Below are 22,152 nucleotides of genomic sequence, written 5' to 3' on the forward strand. Positions count from 1 at the left end.
GGTGGCCATCCCCTGGCGGCCGCCAGGCGCCGCAGGAACCAGATGTTGCACCGCCGACGCGCCAGACCGACGGAGCCTCGCGCCTTCGCCGGTGCTGGCGCCACATGATGCTTCCCGGTCTGCTGGAGGAATCTGGCTGGGCCTTGCGTGCGGTCGGCCTGATGGCCGTCGGCGTAGCGCTGGGCGCGGGGCTGGCCTTGGCCTGGACGCGCCCCCAACCCCGGCGCCCCCCCTCCTCCCCCGACTATCGCCCCGTCGTTGCGGGCTTCGAAAGCAGCCCGCACGCCGTGGCCCTCTGGGATGGAAAGGGACGGCTGCTGCGCTGCAACAGCCGCTATGGCGCGCTCTTCACCGACCCGCCGCCTCCGCCAGGCCCCAAGCCGCAGCCACAGCCCGATGGGCGTTGGGTGCTGGCCAGTACGGCGACGTTGCCAGGCGGCTTCCGCCTGGGCCTCTACAGCGAGGTGCCGCCCCCCGCGGCGCCGCCCCCGCCCGCGGCCGCACCCTTGCCCCTGTCCCAGCCGCCCACGGCACCCTGGCCCAGCGGGCGGCTTCGGCTGCTGGGAGTGGATGATTCGCCCGCCAACCTCTCCGTCCTGCGCGCGCTGCTCTCCAATACGGGCTTCACGCTGGAGACGGTGACGGATGGCCCCGCGGCGCTGGAGGCCCTCACCGCCGCCGCCGCCAGCGGGCAACCCTTCGACGCCGTGCTGATGGATGTGGTGATGCCGGGCATGGACGGGCTGGAATGCACGCGCCGGATCCGCGCCCTGCCCGGGGCGCTGGGCCAGGTGCCCGTCATCCCCGTCACCGCCAGCAGCTTCCCCGAGGACATCGCCGCCTGCCACGCGGCCGGCATGACGGGACATGTGCCCAAGCCCGTGGAGCGGGTGGGACTCATGCGCGGCATTGTCCTCGCCCTCGGCCAGGGCGACCTGCCGGAGGAGGAGGCGCTGCGGCCACTCTTCCGGAGCGAACTCGCCACCCGCCTGCGTGAGCTGGACGCCGCCCTGGTGAACGACCTGCCACTTCTTGGCCCCGTGCACGCCATCGCGGGCACCGTGGGCCACCTGGGCGGGGCGGGCTTCGTGGAAGAGGCCCGCGCCGCGATGCGCGCGCTGCGCGACAACCACCCCGACGCCCGCAGCCGGGTGGCCGAGCTGCTGGACCGTCTTCGCGCGGCCTATCCGGAGAGTAGGGAGTAGGGCGCTGCCCTCCCCAGCCCCCGGCTCAGGCCGGACGGGGACCGTTCAGTCGCCACATGGTGAGGTTCAGGAAGCCGGCGAAGCTCACCCAGGCCAGATAGGGCACGAACAGCCAGGCGGCGGCGGCGCTGATGGGCGCGAACAGGGCAATGCAGACGGCAATGCTCACCCAGAGCGCGCAGAGATCCCAGAAGGCAAGGTCCGGCCGGCGCATCCCGAAGAACAGCGCGGACCAGGCGAAGTTCAGCACGAGCTGCACGCCATAGACCGCCAGCGCCAGCCCGAACCCCACCTCGCGCCACACCAGCCAGCCGGCCACGGCGATGCAGCAGAACAACACCCCCCAGGCCGGGCCGAACAGCCAGTTGGGCGGACGCCACCAGGGCTTGCGCAGCCCCTCATACCAGGCGCCCGGCGTGAAGATGGCGCCCGAAGCCGCGGTGGCGAAGCAGGCGGCGAAGAAGCCCAGCAGGGGAAGCCAATCGCTCATTCGGTCCAGCCCATGGTCACGGCCTCCTGGATTTTCAGTGCTTCGACGGTGGCGCCCACATCATGCACCCGCAGGATATGGGCCCCGCGCCGCGCCGCCTCCAGGGCCAGGGCGACACTTCCCGCCACGCGGCGCGAAGGCTCGGCCACGCCGGTGATACGCCCGATGAAGCCCTTGCGCGAGGCCCCCACCAGAATGGTGCAGCCCAAGGCGGCCAAAAGCGGCAGCCGCGCCACGAGGTCCAGATTGTCCCGCACCCGCTTGCCGAAGCCGATGCCGGGGTCCACCGCGATGCGCGCGCGGGAAATGCCCGCTTCCTCGCAGGCGGCGATGCGGGCGGCCAGGTGCGCGGCCACCTCGCGCGCGGCGTCCGTGTAGGCGACGCCTTGCTGCATGGTGCGCGGGTCGAGCGTCCGCATGTGCATCAGCACCACCGGGCAGCCGGCGGCGGCGACGGTGGCGAGGCTCTCCGGGTCATGGGCCAGCGCGCTGACATCGTTCACGATGCTGGCCCCGGCGGCGAGTGCGGCGCGCATGGTGGCGGCGTGACGCGTGTCCACGCTGACCGGCCCGCCCGAGGCCAGGGCCGCGATGACGGGCAGGATGCGCGCCTGCTCTTCCTCGGGCGTGACGGGGGCGGCGCCGGGGCGGGTGCTTTCGCCGCCCACATCCAGGATGTCCGCGCCCTCGGCCCGCAGCGCATGGCCATGGGCGATGGCGGTCGCATGCGCCGCGCGCCCGTCCCCGGAAAAGCTGTCCGGCGTGCAGTTGACGATGCCCATGACCAGCGGCCGGAAGCGGTGGCGCGCGATGCCGGCGAAGGGCGCGGGCGGGGCGGTCAGCGCGGCGGATGCGGCGGCAAGCGGCAAGGGCGCGCCGGTGTCATCGCGCAGCCCCATGAAGGCAAAGGGCCCGCCCTGCAATGGCAGGGCGAGCCCCTCACGGATCGCCGCCTCTGCCGCCGGCCCGTCAAGCAGGCCGTGCGGCTCGATCAGCGTCAACTCAGCCCGCGGGCTGGGGCGAAAGCCCGCCCCCCGTGTCCGGCCGCGGGGTCCGCCCGCCGCCCGAGCTGGGAACGCTGCCACGCCCCGCGCTGGTCGGCTCGTCGGGGCGCACGCGCACCACCGGCTCGCCGCGCAGCACCTGGCGGATTTCGTCGCCCGAGAGGGTCTCGTATTCCAGCAGGCCCTTGGCCAGCCGCTCCAGCTCCTCCCGGTTCTCGGTCAGGATGTGCTTGGCGCGGACATAGGCGCTGTCGATGATGCCCCGGATTTCACTGTCGATGATCCGCGCGGTCTCTTCCGACAGGTTCTTCGACTGGGTGACCGAATGGCCGAGGAAGACCTCCTGGCTGTTCTCGCCATAGGCCACCATGCCGATCTTGTCGGACATGCCCCACTCGGTGACCATCATGCGGGCCATGTTGGTGGCCATCTTGATGTCGCCCGAGGCGCCGTTGGAGACCTTGTCGGAGCCGAAGACGACCTCCTCCGCGACGCGACCGCCCATGGCCATCGCAAGCTCGGCCTTCATCTTGGACTTGTGCTTGCTGTAGCGATCGCCGGCGGGCAGCGACATGACGAGGCCCAGCGCGCGCCCGCGCGGGATGATGGTGGCCTTGTGCACCGGATCGCACTCCGGCTCGTGCATCGCCACCAGCGCGTGGCCCGCCTCGTGATAGGCGGTCATGCGCTTCTCGTCCTCGGACATGACGAGGCTGCGGCGCTCCGCACCCATCATCACCTTGTCCTTGGCGGCCTCGAACTCGGCCATGCCCACGGTGCGGCGGCCGGTGCGCGCGGCCAGCAGGGCGGCCTCGTTCACCAGGTTCGCCAGGTCCGCGCCGGAGAAGCCGGGCGTGCCGCGCGCGATCGTCTTGGGGTCAACGTCAGAGGCCAGCGGCACCTTCCGCATGTGCACGCGCAGGATCTTCTCGCGCCCGTTCACGTCGGGGTTGGGCACGACCACCTGGCGGTCGAAGCGGCCGGGACGCAGCAGCGCGGGGTCCAGCACGTCCGGCCGGTTGGTGGCCGCGATGATGATGACGCCCTCGTTCGACTCGAAGCCGTCCATCTCCACGAGCATCTGGTTCAGCGTCTGCTCGCGCTCGTCATTGCCGCCGCCCAGGCCCGCACCACGATGGCGGCCCACGGCGTCAATTTCGTCGATGAAGATCAGGCAGGGGGCGTTCTTCTTGCCCTGCTCGAACATGTCGCGCACGCGGGAGGCGCCCACGCCCACGAACATCTCCACGAAGTCCGAGCCCGAGATGGTGAAGAAGGGCACGTTCGCCTCGCCGGCGATGGAGCGGGCCAGCAGCGTCTTGCCCGTGCCCGGCGGCCCGATCAACAGCACGCCCTTGGGGATCTTGCCGCCCAGGCGCTGGAACTTCTGGGGATCGCGGAGGAAGTCCACGATCTCCTCCAGCTCGGCCTTGGCCTCGTCAATGCCGGCCACGTCCTCGAAGGTCACGCGGCCATGCTTCTCGGTCAGCAGCTTGGCCTTGGACTTGCCGAAGCCCATGGCGCGCCCGCCGCCACCCTGCATCTGGCGCATGAAGAAGATCCAGACGCCGATCAGCAGCAGCATCGGGAACCAGGAGATCAGGATCTGGAAGAGCGGGTTCACGTCGCTCTCCTCCGGCCGGGCCACCACGCGCACGCCGCGCTCGGTCAGGCGCGAGACGAGGGCCGGGTCCTCCGGGGTAAAGGTGGTGAAGCTGCGCCCGTCGGTGAGCTGGCCCGACACGGTGCGGCCCTGGATCACCACGTCACGCACCTGGCCCTGGTTCACCTCATTCAGGAAGTCGCTGTAGGCCACCTGGAGCTGGGCGCGGTTCTGCCCGCCCGAAGGCTGGAACAGGTTGAACAGCGCCACCAGCAGCAGCGCCACGATCACCCACAAGGCCAGGTTCCGGCCGAAATTGCTCACGATCCGCATTCCCCTTCACCGGCGACCCTGGCCGGCTCGTCCTAGAGATAGTGTCTACGCCTGGTTCGGAAATGGCCGCCGGGAAAAACTCAACCCGCAAGCGGCCCGCCGAGGGGCGTGAAGCGCGCGGCGGACAAGCCCGCGCACAACGTCTCACGGTAGGGGAGATGGGCGGCCTTGGCCAGCATTGCATCCCCCCCGCGCAGGACGGGAAGTGCCGCGAGGGCGAGGCTCGGCAGATGGCGGTGGCGGGCGCGCATCCGAGCCGCCGCGGCCGGGCCCAGGGCGGCCACCTGCCCGTCTTCCAGGGAGGGGTCGCGGGGCAGGCGGAACCTCCCATCCCACAACGCGCCGGGCCGGGCCGGGATGGTTTGGGCGGCGGCCTCACGCGCCAGCCAGCCACCCCGCCAGACGCAGCCGCCCAGGCTGCCCTGGCCCGCCGCCAGCAGCCGCGCCACGGCGTTGGAGGAGGGCGCGTGCGGCCGCCCACCCACCATCCGCACCAGGGCGGCCAGCAGGGCGCGGGCCGTGGCATCCCGGCCCAGGGCCGCGTGGTCGAGGAAGGCACAACCTTCGGGCAGCAGGCGCAGGCAGGTCGCGGCGCGCGCCAGCACCGCCGCCTCCTCTCGCGCGCGCCGCGCGGCGAAGGCGGGGGCGGCGGCCAACAGGGCCTCCAGCCCACCCACCTGGCGCAACCGGGCGCGGGCGAAGCGCGGGTCGGCATTGGAGGGGTCCGTCACCGGACGCAGCCCCGCCGCCGCGCAGGTGGCGAACAGCCGCGCTTGCGGCACGTCCAGCAAGGGCCGCAGCAGCAGGGCCTCGGCCGCCACGGAGAGCGGCGCCATGCCCGCCAGCCCGCGCGCCCCGCTGCCGCGCAGGGCACGGAAGGCGATGGTCTCGGCCTGGTCGCGCGCGTGGTGGCCCAGCAGCAGATGGACGGCGCCGGCCGCGTGGCAGGCCTCCAGCAGCGCCGCCCGCCGTGCGGCCCGGGCGCGTTCCTGCAGGCCCGCGCCGCCCGGCAAGGACAGCGCAAGCACCCGCGCCGCGATGCCGTGTTCGGCCAACTGGGCAGCGACGCCGGCCGCCTCGGCGGCGCTTTCCGGTCGCAGCCCATGGTCCACGATCAGCGCCATCACCCTCCCCCCAGCCCAGCGATGGGCCAGCCAAGTCAGGGCCAGCGAATCCGGCCCGCCCGAGCAGGCGATGGCAATGGGAAAAACAAAGGGGCCGAGCGGCGCCATCAGCGCGGCGAATTCCGCCGCGCCGATGGGCTCGGCCGGGGCCGTCAGCGGCAGCCGGCCCGCTGCCGCGCGGCCGCCGCCTGTTCGGAGATCGGCGCGCGCAGGTTGGGGAACTGGCTGCGCAAATCATTCAGCGTGTCGCAGGCCTCACGCCGACTGTTCAGCGCGGCGAAGGAGTTGGCGAGGCCAAGCAGCGCCTCGGGTGCGCGAGGGCCGGTGCGGGCGCGCACATAGGCCTCATTGTAGGCAATGGCCGCATTGGCATGGTCGCGCCGGCCGGACAGGGCCTCGGCCAGCAGCAACTGCGCCGCCACCTGCTGGGGCGCGGCACGGCTCGCGATCACCTCGCGCGCGGCGGCCTCGGCGGTGGGGAAGTCACGCCGGGCCAGCGCCGTCTGACCTTCCTGCAGCGCGCGCTCCGGCGTGCGGGGCGGGCGGGCGGCGGGCTCGGCCGCCGGGGCGGCGGGGCGGGAGGGCGCTGCCGCCGGCGGGGCCGCGGCGGGCGCGCCCTGCTGGCTGAAGCGGAACTCCATGTCGCCCTGGAGCTTTTCCAGGTCCTCGCGCAGGCGGGTGTTCTGATTTTCCAGGACATCGGTGCGGCCACGCAGGCGGCGCACCTCCTCCTCCAGCACGTTCACCCGGTCGAGCAGCCGGGCCACGAGGTCATTGGCGGACCCCGTCATGGGCGGGGCCATGGAGGGCCCGGCCATCGGCGGGGCCGCGCCACGGCCGCGGAGCGCCTGCTCCATCTCCTGCCGCAACTGCAGGATCTGGTTTTGCAGCGCGATACCCTCGCGGCTTTCCATCTGCGCGGCCGCCGGCCCGGCCAGGAGGGTCAACCCCAGGATGAAGGTGGCGGCCACGCGCATGGTCATGCCTCAGCGCACCACGGTGACGGCGCGGCGGTTCTGCGCCCAGGCGTCCTCGTTGGAGCCCAGCGCCTCCGGACGGTCCTTGCCGTAGCTGATGGTCTGGATGCGCGCGGGGGCGACGCCGCCGGCCACCAGCACGTCACGGGCGGAATTGGCGCGGCGCTGGCCGAGCGCCAGGTTGTATTCGCGCGTCCCGCGCTCGTCCGCATGGCCTTCCACGGTCACCTGCACGGCGGCGTTCTGCTGCATCCAGGAGGCCTGGCGGTCCAGAACCGTGCGCTGGTCGGCGCGGATGGTGCTGCGGTCGGTGTCGAAGAACACCCGGTCACCGACATTGGCGACGAGATCCTCCTGGCTGCCCGGGCGGATCTGGCCGGCGCCGCCGGCACCCGCACCGGCCGTCACGGCGGCCTGTTCGGTGTTCGAACAGGCAACCAGAAGGCCGGTGGCGGCCATCAGGGAGAGAAGGGTCTTGGCGGTGGACATCATGAACTCCTGTCTAGCAGCGCGGGGCTGCGCCACGCACCCCCGGACCATCCCGGGGGCGGCGGCAGAAATGCGCGGCAACCTCTAATCAATCGTGGCCAGTGGTGCGCGGGCATGGCGCAAACATGGCGGGAAGACGGCGGCGTGCCGTGATTGTGTAACCATTGGTGTCAACTGAGCAGCGGCGACCAGGACGGGTCGGTCGCGTCATTGGGCGTCACGACCTGGCGCTCGTTGAAACCGGCGATGTCGATGGAGGAGATGCGCGCCGAGAAGCCCGCGCCACGCGCGTCGCGTGCCGGGGTCTCGCGGTAGAACATCAGCACCCGGCCATTGGGGGCGAAGGTGGGGCTTTCCATGGACCAGCCCTCGCTCAGGATGCGCTCGCCCGAGCCGTCGGGCCGCATCACGCCGATGGCGAACTGCCCGCGCCCGATGCGCGTGAAGGCGATCAGGTCCCCGCGTGGCGACCAGACGGGCGTCGCGTAGCGGCCATTGCCGAAGCTGATGCGCCGCACCCCGCCGCCATTGGCGTCCATAACGTAGAGCTGCTGGTCCCCGCCGCGATCCGAGTTGAACACGATCTGCTGCCCATCCGGCGAGAAGCAGGGCGACACGTCGAGGCCCGCCGCATTGGTCAGCTGGCGCTCGCGCCGCGAGGCCAAATCCACCACGAAGATCGAGGCATCCCCGCCCCGGATGGCGGAGAGGATCACCGACCGCCCATCGGGCGAGAAGCGCGGGCTCAGCGTCATGCCGCCGAAATTGCCCAGCACCTCCTGCCGCCCGGTCTGGAGGTTGAACAGATAGACCCGCGGCTCATTCCGCAGATAGGACATGAAGGCGATCTGGGTCGCGTTCGGGTGGAAGCGCGGCGTCAGGGCCTGGAACTGGCCGTCGGTCAGGAAGCGATGGTTCTCGCCATCCTGGTCCATGATGGCGAGGCGCCGGGTGCGGCGGTCGCGAGGCCCGCTTTCGCTGACATAGGCGACGCGGGTGTTGAAATACCCGTCCTCGCCCAGCAGCCGCTTGTAGATGTCATCCGAGATGATGTGCGCGATCTGCCGCCAGTTGGAGGCGGTGGCGTTGTAGGCGGTGCCCAGCGCCTGCTGCTCGGGCAGGATGTCCCACAGGCGGAACTCCACCCGCAGCCGGTCGCCCGACAGTTCCACCCGGCCGGTGGTGAGCGCCACGGCGCCCAGCACGCGCCAGTCCTGGAAGCGCGGCGCCTGGGCCGCGGCCTCGGGCGTCTGGATGAAGGCCGCGCGCTCGATGGGGCGGAACAGGCCCGAGCTGCGCAAATTGTTCACGATGACGCGGGCGATGTTCTGCCCCATGCGCTGCGCGTCCGGTCCCGCGCCCGCCATGTCGGGCACGGCGATCGGAATGGGCTCGGTGCGGGCGCGCGTGATGTCGATCACGGTTCCGCCCGTCCCCTGCGCCGCGGCGGGCAGCGGCGTGGACCAGATGCCAGGGGCCACCAGCGTGGCGGCCGCGCTGGCGAAGAGGGCACGGCGATGGATGGCGGGTGTCTTCACCGGGACGGAACTCCAACCGCATTGATACTCCGCCCGCACTTCGGCCGGTCCAAGGCATGGGTCAAGGGGCGCGACTGTAACGCTTTCACGCAGACACGGTTGCGGACGCGCGTCAGCGCATTCCCACATCGCGCGGGTTGAAGCGGAAGACGGCGTCGCGCAGCGCGGCCAGGCGGTCGGGCGGCAGGGGCATGGGGTTGCAGCGCGGGTCCAGCAGGGCGCGGCGCGCGGCCTCGAACACCATGCGGGCGCGCGGGTCGCTCGGCACCGCGCCATTGGGCGTCACCACGCGGACGATGCCCTGCGCGTCCACCTGCACGCGCAGTTCCACGATGATGTCGCGCAGGTTGGGCGCGCCGGCATCCACCACCCAGCATTCCGCGATGCGGTCGGCGATGCCCGTGCGCTCACCGGCCGTGAGCGGCGCGGACCCCGTGGGCGCGCCACCGCCGCGCTGCGGGGCGCCTTGGGGCGGGCTGGGCCGGGCGCGGGGCGGTTCCTGCTGCTGCTGTTGCTGGCGCAGGCGCTCCAGCGTGTTCAGCACGCTCTGGCTGCGCTCCTCCGGCCGCGCCACGGGCGGCGTGCGGCCGGTGCCCGGCGTCTGGGCGGGCTGCGGCGGCGGCGGGGTGGGCGGCGGCGGCGTGGGCAAGGGCGGGGCGGGCGTGGGGCGCGCGGCGGCGGGCGGCGGCGGCGGGGTGGCCGGGCGCGGCGGGGTGGGCGCGGGGGCCGGGGTGGGCGGCGTGGGGGTCGCGGGCGTGGGCGGCGTCGCGGCCGGAGCGGGCGGCGTCGGCGTGGGCGGCGGCGGGGCCGGCAGCATCACCGTCGGCGCGGGCGGGGTGGGCGCGGGCGGCGCGGCCGAGGCCGCGGGGGCCGGCGGTGGCGGAGGGGGAGGCGGCGGTGGGCTCGGCGTCGCCTGCGTCACCTCGGGCGCGGGCGGCTCCGGCGTGGGAGGCTGCGGGACATTCTGCGGAGGGGCCGGGCTGGGCGCGGGCTCATCGCCCTGCGCCACCTGGGCGGGGGCGATGAGTTCCACCGCGATCGCCGTCTCACGCGGCTCCTCCAGCCGGCGCGAATCGAACTGGACCAAAGCGAGGCCGAGCAGCGCCAGGTGCAGGGCGAGCGACGCCCCCACCCACAGGCGAAACCGCCCCTCCTCCGTGGTCCCGAGCGGCATGGTCAGCGGCGCGGTGCCGGCGCGGCCTGCTGCTGCTCGGCCAGCAGCGCCACGCGGCTGAACCCGCCCGCGCTGATCGTGCCCATCACCTCCATGACGCGGCCATAGGAGATGGCGCGGTCACCGCGCACGAAGATGCGCGGCTCCGGCGTGCCCTCGGGCCGCGCCTGGGCGATGGCCTGCAGCCGGGCCACGAGGCCATCCAACGGCACCTCGGTCTCCTGCAGGAAGATGGCGCCCTCGCTGTTGACCGAGATGGTCAGCGGCTCCTGCTCCTGGTTCAGCGGCTGGGCGGCGGTGCGCGGCAGGTCCACGGGCACGCCCGTGGTCATCATGGGCGCGGCGACCATGAAGATGATCAGCAACACCAGCATCACGTCCACGAAGGGTGTCACGTTGATGTCGGACATGGGGCGGTAGCGGGAGCGGCCACCGCCGCCGCGCTTCATCAGGGGGCCTGCCATGACGTTATTCCGCCGCGGCCCGGGGCGCCTGGGCGGCGGCCTCGGTCTGGCGGGCCAGGATGGCGCCGAATTCGGCCGCGAAACCCTCCAGCCGCCCAGCGAACTTGGCCGATTCGGAGGAGAGGCTGTTGTAGAGGATCACGGCCGGGATGGCGGCGACGAGGCCGATGGCGGTGGCCAGCAGCGCCTCCGCGATGCCGGGTGCGACCACGGCCAGGTTCGTGCTCTGCATGCCGGCGATGGCGGTGAAGCTGTTCATGATGCCCCAGACCGTGCCGAACAGCCCGACGAAGGGGGCGGCCGAGCCGGTGGAGGCCAGGAAGGTCATCCGCTTCTCGATGCGCTCCATCTCACGCTGGATGGTGACGGACATGGCGCGCTCGACGCGTTCCTTGGTGCCGACCACCAGGAAGGGGCTGGTGCCCGCCTCGGTGCTGCGCCGCCATTCGCCCATGCCGGCGGAAAACACGGCGGCGAGCGGGTGCGTGGGCGCCTCGCCATGGCGCTTGTAGAGCTCATCCACGCTGCCGCCCTTCCAGAACTCGTCCTCGAAGGTGTCGGCGTCGCGCTTGGCGCGGCGGAGCTGCCCGTATTTGTCGAAGGCGATGGCCCAGACGATGATGGACGCCAGCAGCAACCCGATCATGACCGTCTTCACGACCCAGTCGGCCATCATGAAGAGGCCGAGCACCGACATGTCGTGCGTGGCGCCGAGCGCTGCGGTGGTCACGTTGTTCACGGCGCGAGGCCTCCTTCGGCGGGACAGTCGGATATGCGGGCGCGGAGCGCGCCCAGCCAGGGTTCGGGCAACCGGCGCGCGGACAAGGTGGCCTGGTCCACGCAGGCCAGCTTCACCTCGATGCGCACCAGCCTCTCCTCCCCCCGCCAGGCCTGCTGGTCGAGCAGGAGCGAGGCGGCCGCGCGGCGGATCCGGGTGATGACCACCAGCGAATCGTCGAGCCGCGCGGGCCGCTCATACTCCAGCGCCGCGCGTTTCACCACCAGGAAGCAGCCATGTTCTTCCTGCATCCGCGAATGCGGCAGGCCGATGTCACGCAGGGCCTCGGTCCGCGCCCGTTCCGCGAACCGGAGGTAGGCGGCGTGATAGACGATGCCGCCCGCATCCGTGTCCTCGTAATAGACGCGCAGTGTGTGGCGATGGGCGAAGTCACTCATCGAGCAGGTCCGGCTGGACGGTGGTGCCGGCGGGCGGCGTCAGGCCCAGGTGCCGCCACCCCGGTTCGCCCAGCATGCGGCCGCGGGGGGTGCGCAGCACGAAACCCTCCTGGATGAGGAAGGGCTCGATCACATCCTCCAGCGTGTCGCGGCTTTCGGACAGCGCGGCGGCCAGGGTCTCGACGCCAACGGGCCCGCCATTGTGGTGCTCCGCGATGCGGCGGAGGTAGCGGCGGTCCATCGCGTCCAGGCCCTTGGCGTCCACCTCCAGCCGGTCCAGGGCCATGTCCACCAGCGCGCGGTCGGCCACGCGGCCGCCCACCGCCGCGAAGTCCCGCACGCGCCGCAGCAGCCTTCCCGCGATTCGCGGGGTGCCGCGGGAGCGGGTCGAGATTTCGCGCGCCCCCTCCTCGCTGAGCGAGAAGCCAAGCTTCACGGCGCCGCGTTGCAGGATGCCGAACAGTTCCTCCGGCGCGTAGAGGTTCAGCCGCAGCGGAATGCCGAAGCGGTCGCGCAGCGGCGTGGAGAGCAGGCCCGAGCGCGTGGTGGCCCCCACCAGGGTGAAGGGCGGCAGATCAATGCGGACGGTGCGCGCCGCCGGCCCCTCGCCGATGATGAGGTCGAGCTGGAAGTCCTCCATGGCCGGGTAGAGGGTTTCCTCGATCACCGGCTGCAGGCGGTGGATCTCATCCACGAACAGCACGTCGCGCGGCTGCAGGTTCGTCAGGATGGCGGCGAGATCCCCCGCGCGTTGCAACACGGGGCCGGAGGTGGCGCGGAAGCCCACGCCCATCTCCCGCGCCACGATCTGCGCGAGCGTGGTCTTGCCGAGGCCAGGCGGCCCGTGCAGCAGCACATGGTCCAGCGCCTCGCCGCGCGCGGAGGCGGCCTGGATGTAGACCAGCAGGTTCTCGCGCAGCCGCTGCTGGCCGGTGAATTCCGCGAGGCGCTGCGGGCGGAGGGAGGCCTCGCCCGCGTCCTCATCCTGGCGGGCGCCGGAGGTGAGGCGTTCACTCATCTCGCGCTTTCCCGAAGCGCCAGGGTGATCAGCGCGTTCAGCTCAGCCCCCTCCCCCAGCAGCGCCTTGGCCCGCGCCACCGCGCGCTCCGCCTCGGGCCGCTTGAGGCCGAGATTGGACAGCGCACTGACCGCATCCGCCTCCACGCCCTGCGCCGGCAGGGGCGCGGCCAGCGTGGCCTCGCCCCCCTCCTCCGGCGTCGCGCGGCCCACGGCCCATTTCTGCATGGCCGGTTCGTCAATGATGCGATTGGCGGTGGTGGGCCCCACCCCCTTGGCGGCGGAGAGTGCCTTGCGGTCCTTGGCCGCGATCACCCGCGCCAGTTGCTCGGGCGAGAGGGTGGAGAGCACGGCCAGCGCCGTCTTGGCGGCCACGTTCTTCACCTCGTTCAGCGCGCGGAAGGCCTCACGCTCGGCCGCATCCAGGAAGCCGTAGAGGGTCAGGCCCGTCTCGGCGGCGAAGCGCGCCTCCACCAGCAGGCGCTGCATGCCCTCGCGCGCTGTCAGCCGGTCCAGCGTCTTGCGCGAGCAGGCGACGAGATAGCCCACGCCGCCCACCTCCAGCACGCATTGCCCCTCGCCCGTGGACTGCACCGTGCCGGTCAGCGAGGCGATCATGGCAGCGCCGCCATCCGGGCGAGTGCGGCGCGCGTGCCACGGTGATGCGCGTGGCAGATGGCGATCGCCAGCGCATCGGCCGCGTCCGCGCGCTTCAGCACCGCACCCGGCAGCAGGCGCTTCACCATGTCCTGCACCTGCACCTTGTCGGCATGGCCGGTGCCGACGACCGCACGCTTCACCTCCATCGCCTGGTATTCGGCCACGGGCAGGCCGGCCAGCGCGGGCGCCAGCAGCACCACGCCCCGCGCCTGGCCGAGCTTCAGCGCGGCGGCGGGGTTCTTGTTCACATAGGTGTGTTCGACCGCCGCCTCATCGGGCGTCCATTCGCCGATCAGCGCCGCCAGTGCGCGATGCAGCACCACCAGCCGCGCGGAGAGCTCCTCGGCCGGCGTGGTGCTGATGGCGCCCGCCGCGATGAAGCGCAGATGCGACCCGGCACTCTCCACCACCCCCCAGCCCGTATGGGTGAGGCCAGGGTCCAGCCCCAGGATGCGGACGGGCGGCAGCGGTCAGCCTTCGGAGAGCTTGGCCAGCACGGCGTCGCTCACCTCGAAATTGGCATAGACGTTCTGCACGTCGTCATGGTCGTCCAGCGCCTCGATCAGCTTGAAGATGGCGGTGGCACCTTCTTCATCCAGCGGCACGGTCAGGTTGGGGCGCCAGTCGAGCCGGGCCGAGAGCGCCTCGCCGAAGCGGGCCTCCAGCGCGTCACGCACGGTGTTGAGATCTTCCGGGGCGGAGAGGATCTCATGCGCCTCCTCCCCGCTGATGACGTCCTGCGCGCCGGCCTCGATGGCCGCTTCCAGCACCGTGTCGGCATCGGCGACGCTGGCCGGGTAGCGCACCACCCCCAGCCGGTCGAACTGGAAGGCCACCGTCTCGCCCAGCGCGCCGCCATGCTTGCTGAACATGGAGCGCACGTCGCTCGCCGTGCGGTTGCGGTTGTCGGTCAGCCCTTCCACGATGAGCGCCACGCCGGCGGGGCCGCGGCCCTCGTAGCGGACCTCGGTGTAGTCATCGCCCTGGCCCGCACCGCTGGCCTTCTTGATGGCCCGCTCCACCGCATCCTTGGTCATGTTCGCCTGGCGGGCGGCGATGAGGGCGGCGCGCAGGCGCGGGTTGAAGGCGGGGTCGGGCTGCCCCATCCGGGCCGCGACCGTGATCTCGCGCCCCAGCTTGGAGAAGATGCGGGCGCGCTTCGCGTCCTGCGCCCCCTTGCGGTGCATGATGTTCTTGAATTGCGAATGGCCGGCCATGGCAAACTTCAGATATTGGTGGAAGAGATTGATATAGCGGCCCCGGCCCCATTGCGCCACCATGCCCCCATGGACGCGCACATTCCCGACCCGCACGGCATCTCCACCCTGGCCGAGCTGGAAGCCCTCTACGGACCCGTGTCGGAACTGGCGAAGAACAAGGTGACGGATCAGGTGGACCCGCGAACCGCCGCCTTCATCGCCGCCAGCCCCTTCCTGCTGATGGGCACCAGCGGGTCGCGCGGCCTGCACATCACGCCGCGCGGCGACGCGCCGGGCTTCGTGACGGTGGCGGACCCGCGGACCCTCATCCTGCCGGACCGGCGCGGCAACAACCGCATTGACGGGCTGCGCGACCTGATGGAGGACAACCGGGTCTCGCTGCTGTTCCTGGTGCCCGGCGTGGCCGAGACGCTGCGCGTTCACGGCACCGCCCACATCACCACCGACCCCGCCCTGCGCGCCGCCCATGTGGCCCAGGGCAAGGAGCCGGCCACGCTGCTGGTCATCGCGGTGCAGAGCCTGTTCATGCAATGCGCCAAGGCGCTGATGCGCTCGAAGCTGTGGGACGGGCGCAAGCGGCCCGAGGGCGTGCCGACCATGGGCCAGCTGATGGCCAGCCATATGGGCGGGCGCGTGGCGGCCGAGGATGTGGACGCCACCTACCCGGAACGCATCCGCACCACGATGTACTAACCTCTGGGCAGGAAGCGGTACCCCGCCATCCCCGCCGCCAACGCGCCCCCCAGCAGCAGGAAGCCCGCCCGGTAGCCGGCCTCCGCCACGCCGAACCCGTCCAGCGCCACCCCCACCAGCACCGGCAGCAGCGCCGAGCCCAGCACCTGCGCCAGGTTCACCGTGGTGACGCCCCGCCCCACCCGATGCTCGGGGAACAGCCCCCTGCCCTGCGTCACCAGCAGGATGGGGTAGGCCGAGAAGAAGCACACCGCGACCAGCAGCACCGCCGCCGGCCATAGCGCCAACCCCGGCCAGGCCAACGCCAGCAGCGCCACCAGCGCGACACCCGCCATGGCAAGCACCGTGCGCTCCCGCCCCAGGGCACGTTCGGCCATCGGCAGGGCGAGCTGCCCCGCCGGCACCGCGATGCCCATGGCCAGCAGCACCGCCCCGCGCGCGGCGGGGTCGAGCCCATGCACATCGTTCAGGTAGGGCCCGGCCCAGAGGGCCAGCAACGTCGCCATCACGCCATAGCCCACCGTGTGCAGGGCGAGGATGCGCGGCAGGCCGGGCGTGACCCAGACCTGGAACTGCCCGGCCAGCACCTCGGCCAGCGTCTCGCGCGGGGCCATGCGGGGGGCGGCACCAGGCGGGTCATCGGCCGCGAAGCGCCACCACAGCAGGCCCAGCATCAGGGTCAGCCCCGCCGAGGCCGCATAGGCCCCCCGCCAGCCAATGACACCCGACACCACCGCCAGCGGCGCCCCGGCCGCGAGAATGCCCAACTGGCTCCAGGCGAAGATGCGCGCCACCGCCCCCGTCATGGCCGGCCCCCGGTGCCAGCGCCCGGCCAGCACCACCACCGACATGAAGCTGGCCGCGCAGCCCAGGCCCAGCAGGAAGCGCGCGGCGAGGAATTGCGCGCCATCCTGCGCCAGCGCCTGCAACAGCGCGGCCGGCACGGCGATGGCCGTCAACGCCAGGACGAGGCGCCGCGGCCCCATCCGGTCGAGCGCCACGCCGACGGGGATCTGCGCCAGCAGCAGCGCGCCGAAGAAGGCGGTGTTGGCGGCGCCCAGGGCACCGGGCCCCATGCCGAGATCGGCCGCCAGTTCCGGCGCCACCACCCCCACCGCCGCGCGATGGAACTGGGACACCACCGTCATGCCCGCGAGCGCCACGCCCAGCCGCGCCGAAGGCCCGAGGCCCAGCCGCGCCGAAGGGCTCACGCGGCCAGCCCGAATTCGGATTCCAGCGCGCGCCGCCCCTCGGGCGTGCATTCCAGGCGGCGGCGGCGCAAGGCCTCGTCCGCGCGGGGCTCGATGCGGTTCAGCCAGCGTCGGCGCAGCAGCAGGGAGGTGACCTCGCGCCCCAGCCCGCCCGCCAGATGCGGCCGGCGTTCGGACCAGTCCATGCAGTCACAGGCGAAGCGGGTGGCGGCCCGGGCGGCGGCGAGGTCCACGCCGAGTTCCGTAAAGCGTGCCTCGCCCCGCGCCGTGGTGGCCCAGCCGCCGGGGGCGGGTTCCAGCCAGCCATCTTCCGTCAGGCGGGCGTAGAGGGCCACGCCAAGCCGCCCCGCCAGGTGGTGCCAGCACAGGCGCCCCGTGCGGAAAGCTTCGCCATGCGGCCAGGGGGGCCGCACCGAAACGGCAGGGCGCGCGAGGCAAAGCAGCGTTTCCAGCGCCGCCGCCACCTCCTCCCCACCCAGGGCGAAATAGCGGTGGCGGCCCTGGGCATGGACGCGGAGCAGGCCCGCCTCGACCAGCGCCTTCAGGTGCGATGAGGCCGCGGGCGCGCCGATCCCGGCCACGCGGGCGAGTTCACCGGCCGTCAGTGCCTCGCCCGGCAGCAGGGCCTGGAGCATGGCGGCGCGGGAGGGGTCGCCGATCAGGGCGGCGATGGCGGCGAGGCTGGACATGTGCGGAGGATAGACTGCGCCGATACGCCGCGCTTCGCCCAGCCCCGAAGATTAGGGCCCGAAGATCAGGGCCCGAAGCCTTACGCGAGGCTTTCGTAGACCAGCATGTTGTGGCCGCGATGCGGAAACTCGGCGCAGAGCGTCATCCCGCAATCGGTGAGCACCGCGCGCGAGGCGAGGTTGGTCTCGCGCGCCACGCCGATGATGCGCGGCAGGCCCGCCGCATGTCCGAAATCGAGTGCGGCGCGGGCCGCTTCGCGCGCATAGCCCTTGCCGCGGCACTGCGGCCAGAGGGCGAAGCGCACGGCCACGCCGCGCCCGTCCGGCCGTTCCATCAGCCCCGTGATGCCCAGGAACTCGCCCGTGCCGCGCTCGAAGACCGACCAGGTGCCGTAGCCGCGCACCTGCCAGAAATCCATGTCGTCCTCGAGTTCCTCGCGCGTGCGCTGGGCGCTGCGGGTGCCGTGCAGCATGTAGCCGAACACGGCCTCATCCCCCTTGAGGCGGATGAGGTCCGGCAGGTGCTCCGGCCCCGGCGGCAGCAGGGACAGGCGCGGCGTGGTGACCGTGCGCGGCGCACGGAAAAGCTGGTGCGTCATGACGTCCCCAGAGGAACAGAAAAGAACAGGCAGGTCCCACCCACGCGCCCGCGCAGGAAGGCGGCGCGGCTTCGCCGCGCCAACTGGCGCAGGGGCTCAGGAAAGGCACCAAACCGGGGCCCCCGCAAAGGCGCGAAGCGACTTTGCGGGGAACGCGATTAGCGTTCGAGAGGGCGATACTTGATCCGGTGCGGCTGGTCCGCGTCCTTGCCCAGGCGTCGCTTCTTGTCCGCCTCATAGGCCTGGAAGTTGCCCTCGAACCATTCGACATGGCTGTCGCCCTCGAAGGCCAGGATGTGGGTGGCGAGACGATCGAGGAACCAGCGATCGTGGCTGATGACCACGACGCAGCCCGCGAATTCCATCAGCGCCTCTTCCAAGGCGCGCAGCGTGTCCACGTCGAGGTCGTTGGTCGGCTCGTCGAGCAGCAGCACGTTGTGCGGCGTGCGCAGCATCTTGGCGAGATGGACGCGGTTGCGCTCACCGCCCGAGAGCACCCCCACGCGCTTCTGCTGATCCGCGCCCTTGAAGTTGAAGGCGGCGGTGTAGGCGCGCGACGGGATGGAGCGCTTGCCGATGTTGATCACATCATCGCCGCCCGAGATTTCCTGCCAGACGGACTTCTTGTCATCCAGGCTGTCGCGCGACTGGTCCACATAGCCCAGCTGCACCGTCTCGCCGATGCGCAAGCTGCCGGCATCGGGCTCCTCATTGCCGGTGATCATGCGGAACAGCGTGGTCTTGCCCGCGCCGTTCGGCCCGATCACGCCCACGATGCCACCGGGCGGCAGCTTGAACGACAGGTCGTCGATCAGCAGGCGGTTGCCATAGGCCTTCCGCAGCCCCTCGGCCTCGATGACGGTGTTGCCCAGGCGCGGCGGCGGCGAGATGAGGATTTCCAGCTCCCCGGGGCCACGCTCCTGGCTCTTTTCCAGCAGCTCCTCGTAGCGCTGGATGCGCGCCTTGCTCTTGGCCTGGCGGGCGGAGGGGCTGCGCCCGATCCACTCCTGCTCCTGCGCCAGGGCGCGGATGCGGGCCTGGTCCTCGCGGTTCTCCTGCTCCAGCCGCTTGCGCTTCTGGTCGAGGTAGGCCGAGTAGTTGCCCTGGTAGGGGAAGCCGCGGCCGCGATCCACTTCCAGGATCCAGTTGGTGACGTTGTCCAGGAAGTAGCGGTCGTGCGTCACGATCAGCACGGCGCCCTGGTATTCGCGCAGCGTGGTTTCCAGCCAGGAGACGCTCTCGGCGTCCAGGTGGTTGGTGGGCTCGTCCAGCAGCAGCAGGTCGGGCTTTTCCAGCAGCAGGCGGCACAGCGCCACGCGCCGGCGCTCACCGCCCGAGAGGTTGGTCACCGCGCTTTCGGCCGGCGGGCAGCGCAGGGCGTCCAGCGCGATGTCCACGCGGCGATCAATGTCCCAGCCATCGGCAGCATCAATGGCCTCCTGCAGGCGGCCCTGCTCGGCGAGGAGGTCGTTCATCTCGTCCTCCTCCATCGGCTCGGCGAATTTCTCGCTGATCTCGTTGAAGCGCTTGAGCTGGGCTTCAAGCTCCGTGAAGGCGGCGCGGACGTTCTCGCCCACATTCTTGTCGGGGTCGAGCTGCGGCTCCTGCGAGAGGTAGCCCACGCGCGCGCCCTCCGCGACCCAGGCCTCGCCGCCGTAATCCGTGTCCTGGCCTGACATGATGCGCATCAGGGTGGACTTGCCCGCGCCGTTGGGGCCGAGCACGCCGATCTTGGCATCGGGCAGGAAGGAGAGGGTGATGCCTTTGAAGACCTCGCGCCCACCCGGATAGCTCTTGGTGAGGTCCTTCATCACATAGACATACTGGTAGGCGGGCATGGCAATTCCTGTCGGCGCGAAGGGGGGTTGGCGCCGTTCTACAGCCCGGGGGGTGGGGCTTCAATGGCAGCCGGGGGGGCGGTCCCAGACCCCGTCATGTAGGGCGGCCGCCTCGGGGTCGTCCTCCAGCAGGGGCCCGATCACCTCCACGGGCCGCTGGCCGCTTTCCAGCACCACGCGGCAGGGCAAATCAAGCGTCAGATTGTCGGGGTGGGGGCCGATGATGCGCTTCAGCTTCTCCTCGCTCATCGCGTAGACGAGGCGGCCGATGCCGGCCCAGTAGAGGGAACCCGCGCACATGGCGCAGGGCTCGGCGCTCACATACATGGTGGTCCGGGCCAACTCCTCGGCGCTGTAGGCGGCGCAGGCGCGGCGGGACAGCACCGTCTCGGCATGGCCGGTGCGGCCTTCCGTGTCGAAGGCGTTCTCCTGTTCCATCAGCACGCGGCCCTGTTCGTCCACCAGGGTGGCGCCGAAGGGGTGCTTTCCATTCGCCCGCGCCCGGCGGGCGACGGTGAAGGCGTGGCGGAGATGGGCGATGTCGTCGGGGTCCGGCATGGCCATCAGGCTGCCATGCCGGCGCAGCGCCCCGCTACACCCAGTCGCGCATGGTCTCGGAGAGGGTGGTGGGGCCGGTGCGCAGGGGCGCGGCACCGCTGAAGCGCAACTGCCCGGAATGAAGGCCATCATAAAGGCCGCTCAGCAGCCGCGCGTAATCGGCACCCAGCCCGGCGCCACGCAGGATGCCCTCCCAGGCCTCGCGCGGCGGGCGCACCACCTGGACCGGGCGGCCCAGAACCTGGGCGGCGGCGGCGGCGGCATCTGCGTCGGTGGCCTGGATGGCGCTGGTGAACTCCACCACCGGCGGCGGCGCGGATTCGGTCAGCAGCCGGGCGGCCTCGGCCCCGATGTCGCGGGTGGCGACCATGCCGCGCGGGGGCGCGTCCTCAGGGTGGAAGCTGGGCAGCACCCCCTCATGCCGCGCCGCGTCGAAGACGCCGCGCCAATTCTCCTGGAAATAGGAAGGCCGCAGGAAGGTGACGCTGGGCGCCGCATCGGCCAGCAGCGCCTCGGCCATGTACAGCGCCCGCACGGCGCCGGTGCCCGAGGCGAGGTGCGCGCCCTCCGAGGAAAGGAACACCAGGCGCGGCAACCCCGCCGCCCGCGCCGCCGCGCGGATGCTGGTGGCGATCGTGATGTAGTCGCCGATCACATCCTCCGCCTGGACGGGGGCGGCGATCAGCAGATAGGCGCCCGCCACGCCGCGCATGGCCTCGGTCAGCGCCGCGGTGTCGCGCAGGTCGGCCGTGGCGAGTTCGACGCCGCGCGCGGCCCAGTCCGCCGCGCGGGAGGGGTCGCGGACCAGGCCGCGAACCTGCTCCCCCTGGCCGAGAAGCGTCTGGGCCGCCGCGGCGCCCGTGTTTCCGGTGAGTCCGGCGATGAGGAACATGGCTTTGGTTCTCCTGTGGTGGCGACAGGAATGCCGGAAGGCTGGACATGTTCCCAATGCATGTTCGTTAATTGGCACATGCACGAAGTGAAACTGCGCGGCATGGATCTCAACCTGCTGACGGTGCTGGGCGCCCTGCTGCGCCACGCCTCCGTCACCCGCGCGGCCGAGGAGCTGGGCATGAGCCAGCCCGCCGTCTCGCGCGCGCTGGGCCGGCTGCGCGGCATGCTGGGCGATGCGCTGCTGGTGCGCGGCCCGACCGGCGCCCTGATCCCCACCCCGCGCGCCCAGGCCCTGGCCCCGCGCCTCGCATCGCTGCTGGCCGAGACGGCGGACCTCATCTCCCGCGAGGGCTTCGACCCAGCGCGGCTGCAAAGCGTGATGCGCCTCGCCGCCACCGACCATGACACGCTGATGCTGCTGCCCCGCCTGGTGCCGCTTCTGGCCGCCGAGGCGCCGGGCCTCGCGCTGCGCGTGCTGCCCATCACGGGCAGCACGGTGGAGGAATTGGCGGCGGGGCGGCTCGACCTCGCCTTTTCGGTGATGGGGGCGCCGCTGCCGGCCAGCCTGCGGCAGTCACCCCTCTACAAGGACCGGCTGGTGACGGTGCTGCGCGCGGGCCATCCCGCGCTGGAAGACTGGTCGCTGGAGGGGTTTTGCGCGCTGGACCACATCCTGGTCTCCATCACCGGGCGCGGGACGGGGGCGGTGGATGACGCGCTGGCGGGAATGGGCATGCGGCGGCGCGTGGCGCTCTGGCTGCCGCATTTCCACGCCGCCCTTCGCATGGTGGCGCAGACGCGGATGGCCGTGACCCTGCCGCGCAGCCTCGCCCTGGAACATGGACCGGCGCTGGGGCTGGAGGTGCGCGAGGCGCCGCTGCCCCTTCCCGGCTTCACCACCACCGCGATCTGGCCCGAGGTTCTGGGGGGTGCCCCCGCCCATCGCTGGCTGCGCGGGCGGGTGGCGGCGGCGGCGCGCGGCCTGCCGCATGTGCTGCCGCCCAACGGCGTGATCACCATTCGTTGATCACGCCGTTGGTTTTGCAGAGCGGCTGCTTCACGCCTCGGCGATTCCGCCAAAGGCGTGAAGCAGCCGCCAAGGAAATGGACTTGCGCCCGGCAGGACTTGAACCCGCAACCAAGCCGTTATGAGCGGCCCGCTCTAACCAATTGAGCTACGGGCGCATGGGGGCGCG

General features: G+C 71.8%; 24 protein-coding genes and 1 tRNA gene. 3 read left to right on the forward strand and 22 right to left on the reverse strand.

From position 1 onward, the window contains the following. Window positions 1–161: 161 nt before the first annotated feature. Window positions 162–1,205, forward strand: coding sequence for a response regulator (locus GGQ83_RS08515; protein WP_184383345.1), 1,044 nt, complete (start codon window positions 162–164; stop codon window positions 1,203–1,205). Between the two features lie 25 nt (window positions 1,206–1,230). On the opposite strand, the gene GGQ83_RS08520 is transcribed toward GGQ83_RS08515, so the two are convergent. The 15 genes from GGQ83_RS08520 to GGQ83_RS08590 form a co-directional block, all read right to left on the reverse strand. Further along, window positions 1,231–1,695 (reverse strand): TspO/MBR family protein, encoded by a 465-nt coding sequence (locus GGQ83_RS08520; RefSeq protein WP_184383346.1) that lies wholly within the window; start codon window positions 1,693–1,695, stop codon window positions 1,231–1,233. Beyond that, entirely contained in the window at window positions 1,692–2,696 is a 1,005-nt protein-coding gene (gene folP / locus GGQ83_RS08525; RefSeq protein WP_184383347.1) for a dihydropteroate synthase, read from the reverse strand. Before folP ends, GGQ83_RS08520 begins: the two co-directional genes overlap by 4 nt. A 1-nt stretch (window position 2,697) precedes the next feature. After that, the gene (gene ftsH, locus GGQ83_RS08530; RefSeq protein WP_311727645.1) at window positions 2,698–4,626 is read right to left on the reverse strand and encodes an ATP-dependent zinc metalloprotease FtsH; all 1,929 of its coding nucleotides are present in this window, start codon (window positions 4,624–4,626) and stop codon (window positions 2,698–2,700) included. Between the two features lie 89 nt (window positions 4,627–4,715). After that, entirely contained in the window at window positions 4,716–5,867 is a 1,152-nt protein-coding gene (tilS, locus tag GGQ83_RS08535) for a tRNA lysidine(34) synthetase TilS (protein WP_184383349.1), read from the reverse strand. A gap of 44 nt (window positions 5,868–5,911) precedes the next feature. Continuing rightward, entirely contained in the window at window positions 5,912–6,742 is an 831-nt protein-coding gene (locus GGQ83_RS08540; RefSeq protein WP_184383350.1) for a tol-pal system YbgF family protein, read from the reverse strand. A 3-nt stretch (window positions 6,743–6,745) separates the two neighbouring features. Continuing rightward, a complete protein-coding gene (gene pal / locus GGQ83_RS08545; RefSeq protein WP_375781511.1) occupies window positions 6,746–7,228 on the reverse strand; it encodes a peptidoglycan-associated lipoprotein Pal in 483 nt (160 codons plus the stop codon). A 167-nt stretch (window positions 7,229–7,395) separates the two neighbouring features. Further along, window positions 7,396–8,763, reverse strand: a complete 1,368-nt coding sequence (gene tolB / locus GGQ83_RS08550; RefSeq protein ID WP_311727649.1) for a Tol-Pal system beta propeller repeat protein TolB — start codon at window positions 8,761–8,763, stop codon at window positions 7,396–7,398. Between the two features lie 112 nt (window positions 8,764–8,875). After that, window positions 8,876–9,937 (reverse strand): hypothetical protein, encoded by a 1,062-nt coding sequence (locus GGQ83_RS08555; RefSeq protein WP_184383353.1) that lies wholly within the window; start codon window positions 9,935–9,937, stop codon window positions 8,876–8,878. 2 nt (window positions 9,938–9,939) lie between these two features. Beyond that, the gene (gene tolR, locus GGQ83_RS08560; protein ID WP_184383354.1) at window positions 9,940–10,401 is read right to left on the reverse strand and encodes a protein TolR; all 462 of its coding nucleotides are present in this window, start codon (window positions 10,399–10,401) and stop codon (window positions 9,940–9,942) included. 4 nt (window positions 10,402–10,405) lie between these two features. Next, window positions 10,406–11,098, reverse strand: coding sequence for a protein TolQ (gene tolQ, locus GGQ83_RS08565; RefSeq protein WP_184383655.1), 693 nt, complete (start codon window positions 11,096–11,098; stop codon window positions 10,406–10,408). 38 nt (window positions 11,099–11,136) lie between these two features. Beyond that, window positions 11,137–11,577 carry a tol-pal system-associated acyl-CoA thioesterase gene (ybgC, locus tag GGQ83_RS08570; RefSeq protein WP_184383355.1) on the reverse strand — a complete coding sequence of 147 codons (441 nt, stop codon included), beginning with the start codon at window positions 11,575–11,577 and terminating at the stop codon, window positions 11,137–11,139. After that, window positions 11,570–12,595, reverse strand: coding sequence for a Holliday junction branch migration DNA helicase RuvB (gene ruvB, locus GGQ83_RS08575; RefSeq protein WP_184383356.1), 1,026 nt, complete (start codon window positions 12,593–12,595; stop codon window positions 11,570–11,572). Before ruvB ends, ybgC begins: the two co-directional genes overlap by 8 nt. Then, the gene (gene ruvA / locus GGQ83_RS08580) at window positions 12,592–13,212 is read right to left on the reverse strand and encodes a Holliday junction branch migration protein RuvA (RefSeq protein WP_184383357.1); all 621 of its coding nucleotides are present in this window, start codon (window positions 13,210–13,212) and stop codon (window positions 12,592–12,594) included. Before ruvA ends, ruvB begins: the two co-directional genes overlap by 4 nt. Continuing rightward, window positions 13,209–13,721 (reverse strand): crossover junction endodeoxyribonuclease RuvC, encoded by a 513-nt coding sequence (gene ruvC / locus GGQ83_RS08585; protein WP_184383656.1) that lies wholly within the window; start codon window positions 13,719–13,721, stop codon window positions 13,209–13,211. The genes ruvA and ruvC overlap by 4 nt, the downstream gene beginning before the upstream one ends. 3 nt (window positions 13,722–13,724) lie before the next feature. After that, window positions 13,725–14,471, reverse strand: coding sequence for a YebC/PmpR family DNA-binding transcriptional regulator (locus tag GGQ83_RS08590; RefSeq protein ID WP_184383358.1), 747 nt, complete (start codon window positions 14,469–14,471; stop codon window positions 13,725–13,727). Window positions 14,472–14,540: 69 nt separating this feature from the next. On the opposite strand from GGQ83_RS08590, the gene GGQ83_RS08595 reads away from it, so the two are divergent. Next, window positions 14,541–15,167, forward strand: a complete 627-nt coding sequence (locus tag GGQ83_RS08595; protein ID WP_184383359.1) for an MSMEG_1061 family FMN-dependent PPOX-type flavoprotein — start codon at window positions 14,541–14,543, stop codon at window positions 15,165–15,167. Here the strand turns inward: GGQ83_RS08595 and GGQ83_RS08600 are convergent. The 6 genes from GGQ83_RS08600 to GGQ83_RS08625 all read right to left on the reverse strand — a co-directional run bounded on the left by GGQ83_RS08600 (window position 15,164) and on the right by GGQ83_RS08625 (window position 20,954). Beyond that, window positions 15,164–16,378: an MFS transporter gene (locus tag GGQ83_RS08600; protein WP_184383360.1), complete on the reverse strand. Its 1,215-nt coding sequence runs from the start codon at window positions 16,376–16,378 to the stop codon at window positions 15,164–15,166. The genes GGQ83_RS08595 and GGQ83_RS08600 overlap by 4 nt on opposite strands. Further along, window positions 16,375–17,067, reverse strand: a complete 693-nt coding sequence (locus GGQ83_RS08605) for an ArsR/SmtB family transcription factor (protein WP_184383361.1) — start codon at window positions 17,065–17,067, stop codon at window positions 16,375–16,377. The genes GGQ83_RS08600 and GGQ83_RS08605 overlap by 4 nt, the downstream gene beginning before the upstream one ends. An 80-nt stretch (window positions 17,068–17,147) precedes the next feature. Further along, on the reverse strand, window positions 17,148–17,666 hold the full coding sequence (locus GGQ83_RS08610) for a GNAT family N-acetyltransferase (protein WP_184383362.1): 519 nt from the start codon (window positions 17,664–17,666) through the stop codon (window positions 17,148–17,150). A 158-nt stretch (window positions 17,667–17,824) separates the two neighbouring features. Next, window positions 17,825–19,504: an energy-dependent translational throttle protein EttA gene (ettA, locus tag GGQ83_RS08615; RefSeq protein WP_184383363.1), complete on the reverse strand. Its 1,680-nt coding sequence runs from the start codon at window positions 19,502–19,504 to the stop codon at window positions 17,825–17,827. Between the two features lie 60 nt (window positions 19,505–19,564). Continuing rightward, window positions 19,565–20,068: a nucleoside deaminase gene (locus tag GGQ83_RS08620; protein ID WP_375781512.1), complete on the reverse strand. Its 504-nt coding sequence runs from the start codon at window positions 20,066–20,068 to the stop codon at window positions 19,565–19,567. A 28-nt stretch (window positions 20,069–20,096) separates the two neighbouring features. Beyond that, entirely contained in the window at window positions 20,097–20,954 is an 858-nt protein-coding gene (locus tag GGQ83_RS08625) for an NAD(P)H-binding protein (RefSeq protein ID WP_184383364.1), read from the reverse strand. A gap of 78 nt (window positions 20,955–21,032) precedes the next feature. Here GGQ83_RS08625 and GGQ83_RS08630 point away from each other — a divergent pair, with 78 nt between their 5' ends. Next, the gene (locus GGQ83_RS08630) at window positions 21,033–21,983 is read left to right on the forward strand and encodes a LysR family transcriptional regulator (protein WP_184383365.1); all 951 of its coding nucleotides are present in this window, start codon (window positions 21,033–21,035) and stop codon (window positions 21,981–21,983) included. 84 nt (window positions 21,984–22,067) lie between these two features. On the opposite strand, the gene GGQ83_RS08635 is transcribed toward GGQ83_RS08630, so the two are convergent. After that, a tRNA-Ile gene (locus GGQ83_RS08635) sits at window positions 22,068–22,141 on the reverse strand. Window positions 22,142–22,152: the final 11 nt, after the last annotated feature.

It is taken from the genome of Roseococcus suduntuyensis (assembly GCF_014196305.1).
Lineage (GTDB): Bacteria > Pseudomonadota > Alphaproteobacteria > Acetobacterales > Acetobacteraceae > Roseococcus > Roseococcus suduntuyensis.

What these genes read in the sequence shown, in the direction of transcription:
- GGQ83_RS08515 (WP_184383345.1), top strand. Translation starts at nt 162, where the DNA reads ATGGCCGTCGGCGTAGCGCTGGGCGCGGGGCTGGCCTTGGCCTGGACG.
- GGQ83_RS08520 (WP_184383346.1), bottom strand. Translation starts at nt 1,695, where the DNA reads ATGAGCGATTGGCTTCCCCTGCTGGGCTTCTTCGCCGCCTGCTTCGCC.
- tilS (WP_184383349.1), bottom strand. Translation starts at nt 5,867, where the DNA reads ATGGCGCCGCTCGGCCCCTTTGTTTTTCCCATTGCCATCGCCTGCTCG.
- GGQ83_RS08540 (WP_184383350.1), bottom strand. Translation starts at nt 6,742, where the DNA reads ATGACCATGCGCGTGGCCGCCACCTTCATCCTGGGGTTGACCCTCCTG.
- pal (WP_375781511.1), bottom strand. Translation starts at nt 7,228, where the DNA reads ATGATGTCCACCGCCAAGACCCTTCTCTCCCTGATGGCCGCCACCGGC.
- GGQ83_RS08555 (WP_184383353.1), bottom strand. Translation starts at nt 9,937, where the DNA reads ATGCCGCTCGGGACCACGGAGGAGGGGCGGTTTCGCCTGTGGGTGGGG.
- tolR (WP_184383354.1), bottom strand. Translation starts at nt 10,401, where the DNA reads ATGGCAGGCCCCCTGATGAAGCGCGGCGGCGGTGGCCGCTCCCGCTAC.
- tolQ (WP_184383655.1), bottom strand. Translation starts at nt 11,098, where the DNA reads ATGTCGGTGCTCGGCCTCTTCATGATGGCCGACTGGGTCGTGAAGACG.
- ybgC (WP_184383355.1), bottom strand. Translation starts at nt 11,577, where the DNA reads ATGAGTGACTTCGCCCATCGCCACACACTGCGCGTCTATTACGAGGAC.
- ruvB (WP_184383356.1), bottom strand. Translation starts at nt 12,595, where the DNA reads ATGAGTGAACGCCTCACCTCCGGCGCCCGCCAGGATGAGGACGCGGGC.
- ruvA (WP_184383357.1), bottom strand. Translation starts at nt 13,212, where the DNA reads ATGATCGCCTCGCTGACCGGCACGGTGCAGTCCACGGGCGAGGGGCAA.
- GGQ83_RS08590 (WP_184383358.1), bottom strand. Translation starts at nt 14,471, where the DNA reads ATGGCCGGCCATTCGCAATTCAAGAACATCATGCACCGCAAGGGGGCG.
- GGQ83_RS08595 (WP_184383359.1), top strand. Translation starts at nt 14,541, where the DNA reads ATGGACGCGCACATTCCCGACCCGCACGGCATCTCCACCCTGGCCGAG.
- GGQ83_RS08605 (WP_184383361.1), bottom strand. Translation starts at nt 17,067, where the DNA reads ATGTCCAGCCTCGCCGCCATCGCCGCCCTGATCGGCGACCCCTCCCGC.
- GGQ83_RS08610 (WP_184383362.1), bottom strand. Translation starts at nt 17,666, where the DNA reads ATGACGCACCAGCTTTTCCGTGCGCCGCGCACGGTCACCACGCCGCGC.
- ettA (WP_184383363.1), bottom strand. Translation starts at nt 19,504, where the DNA reads ATGCCCGCCTACCAGTATGTCTATGTGATGAAGGACCTCACCAAGAGC.
- GGQ83_RS08620 (WP_375781512.1), bottom strand. Translation starts at nt 20,068, where the DNA reads ATGGCCATGCCGGACCCCGACGACATCGCCCATCTCCGCCACGCCTTC.
- GGQ83_RS08625 (WP_184383364.1), bottom strand. Translation starts at nt 20,954, where the DNA reads ATGTTCCTCATCGCCGGACTCACCGGAAACACGGGCGCCGCGGCGGCC.
- GGQ83_RS08630 (WP_184383365.1), top strand. Translation starts at nt 21,033, where the DNA reads ATGCACGAAGTGAAACTGCGCGGCATGGATCTCAACCTGCTGACGGTG.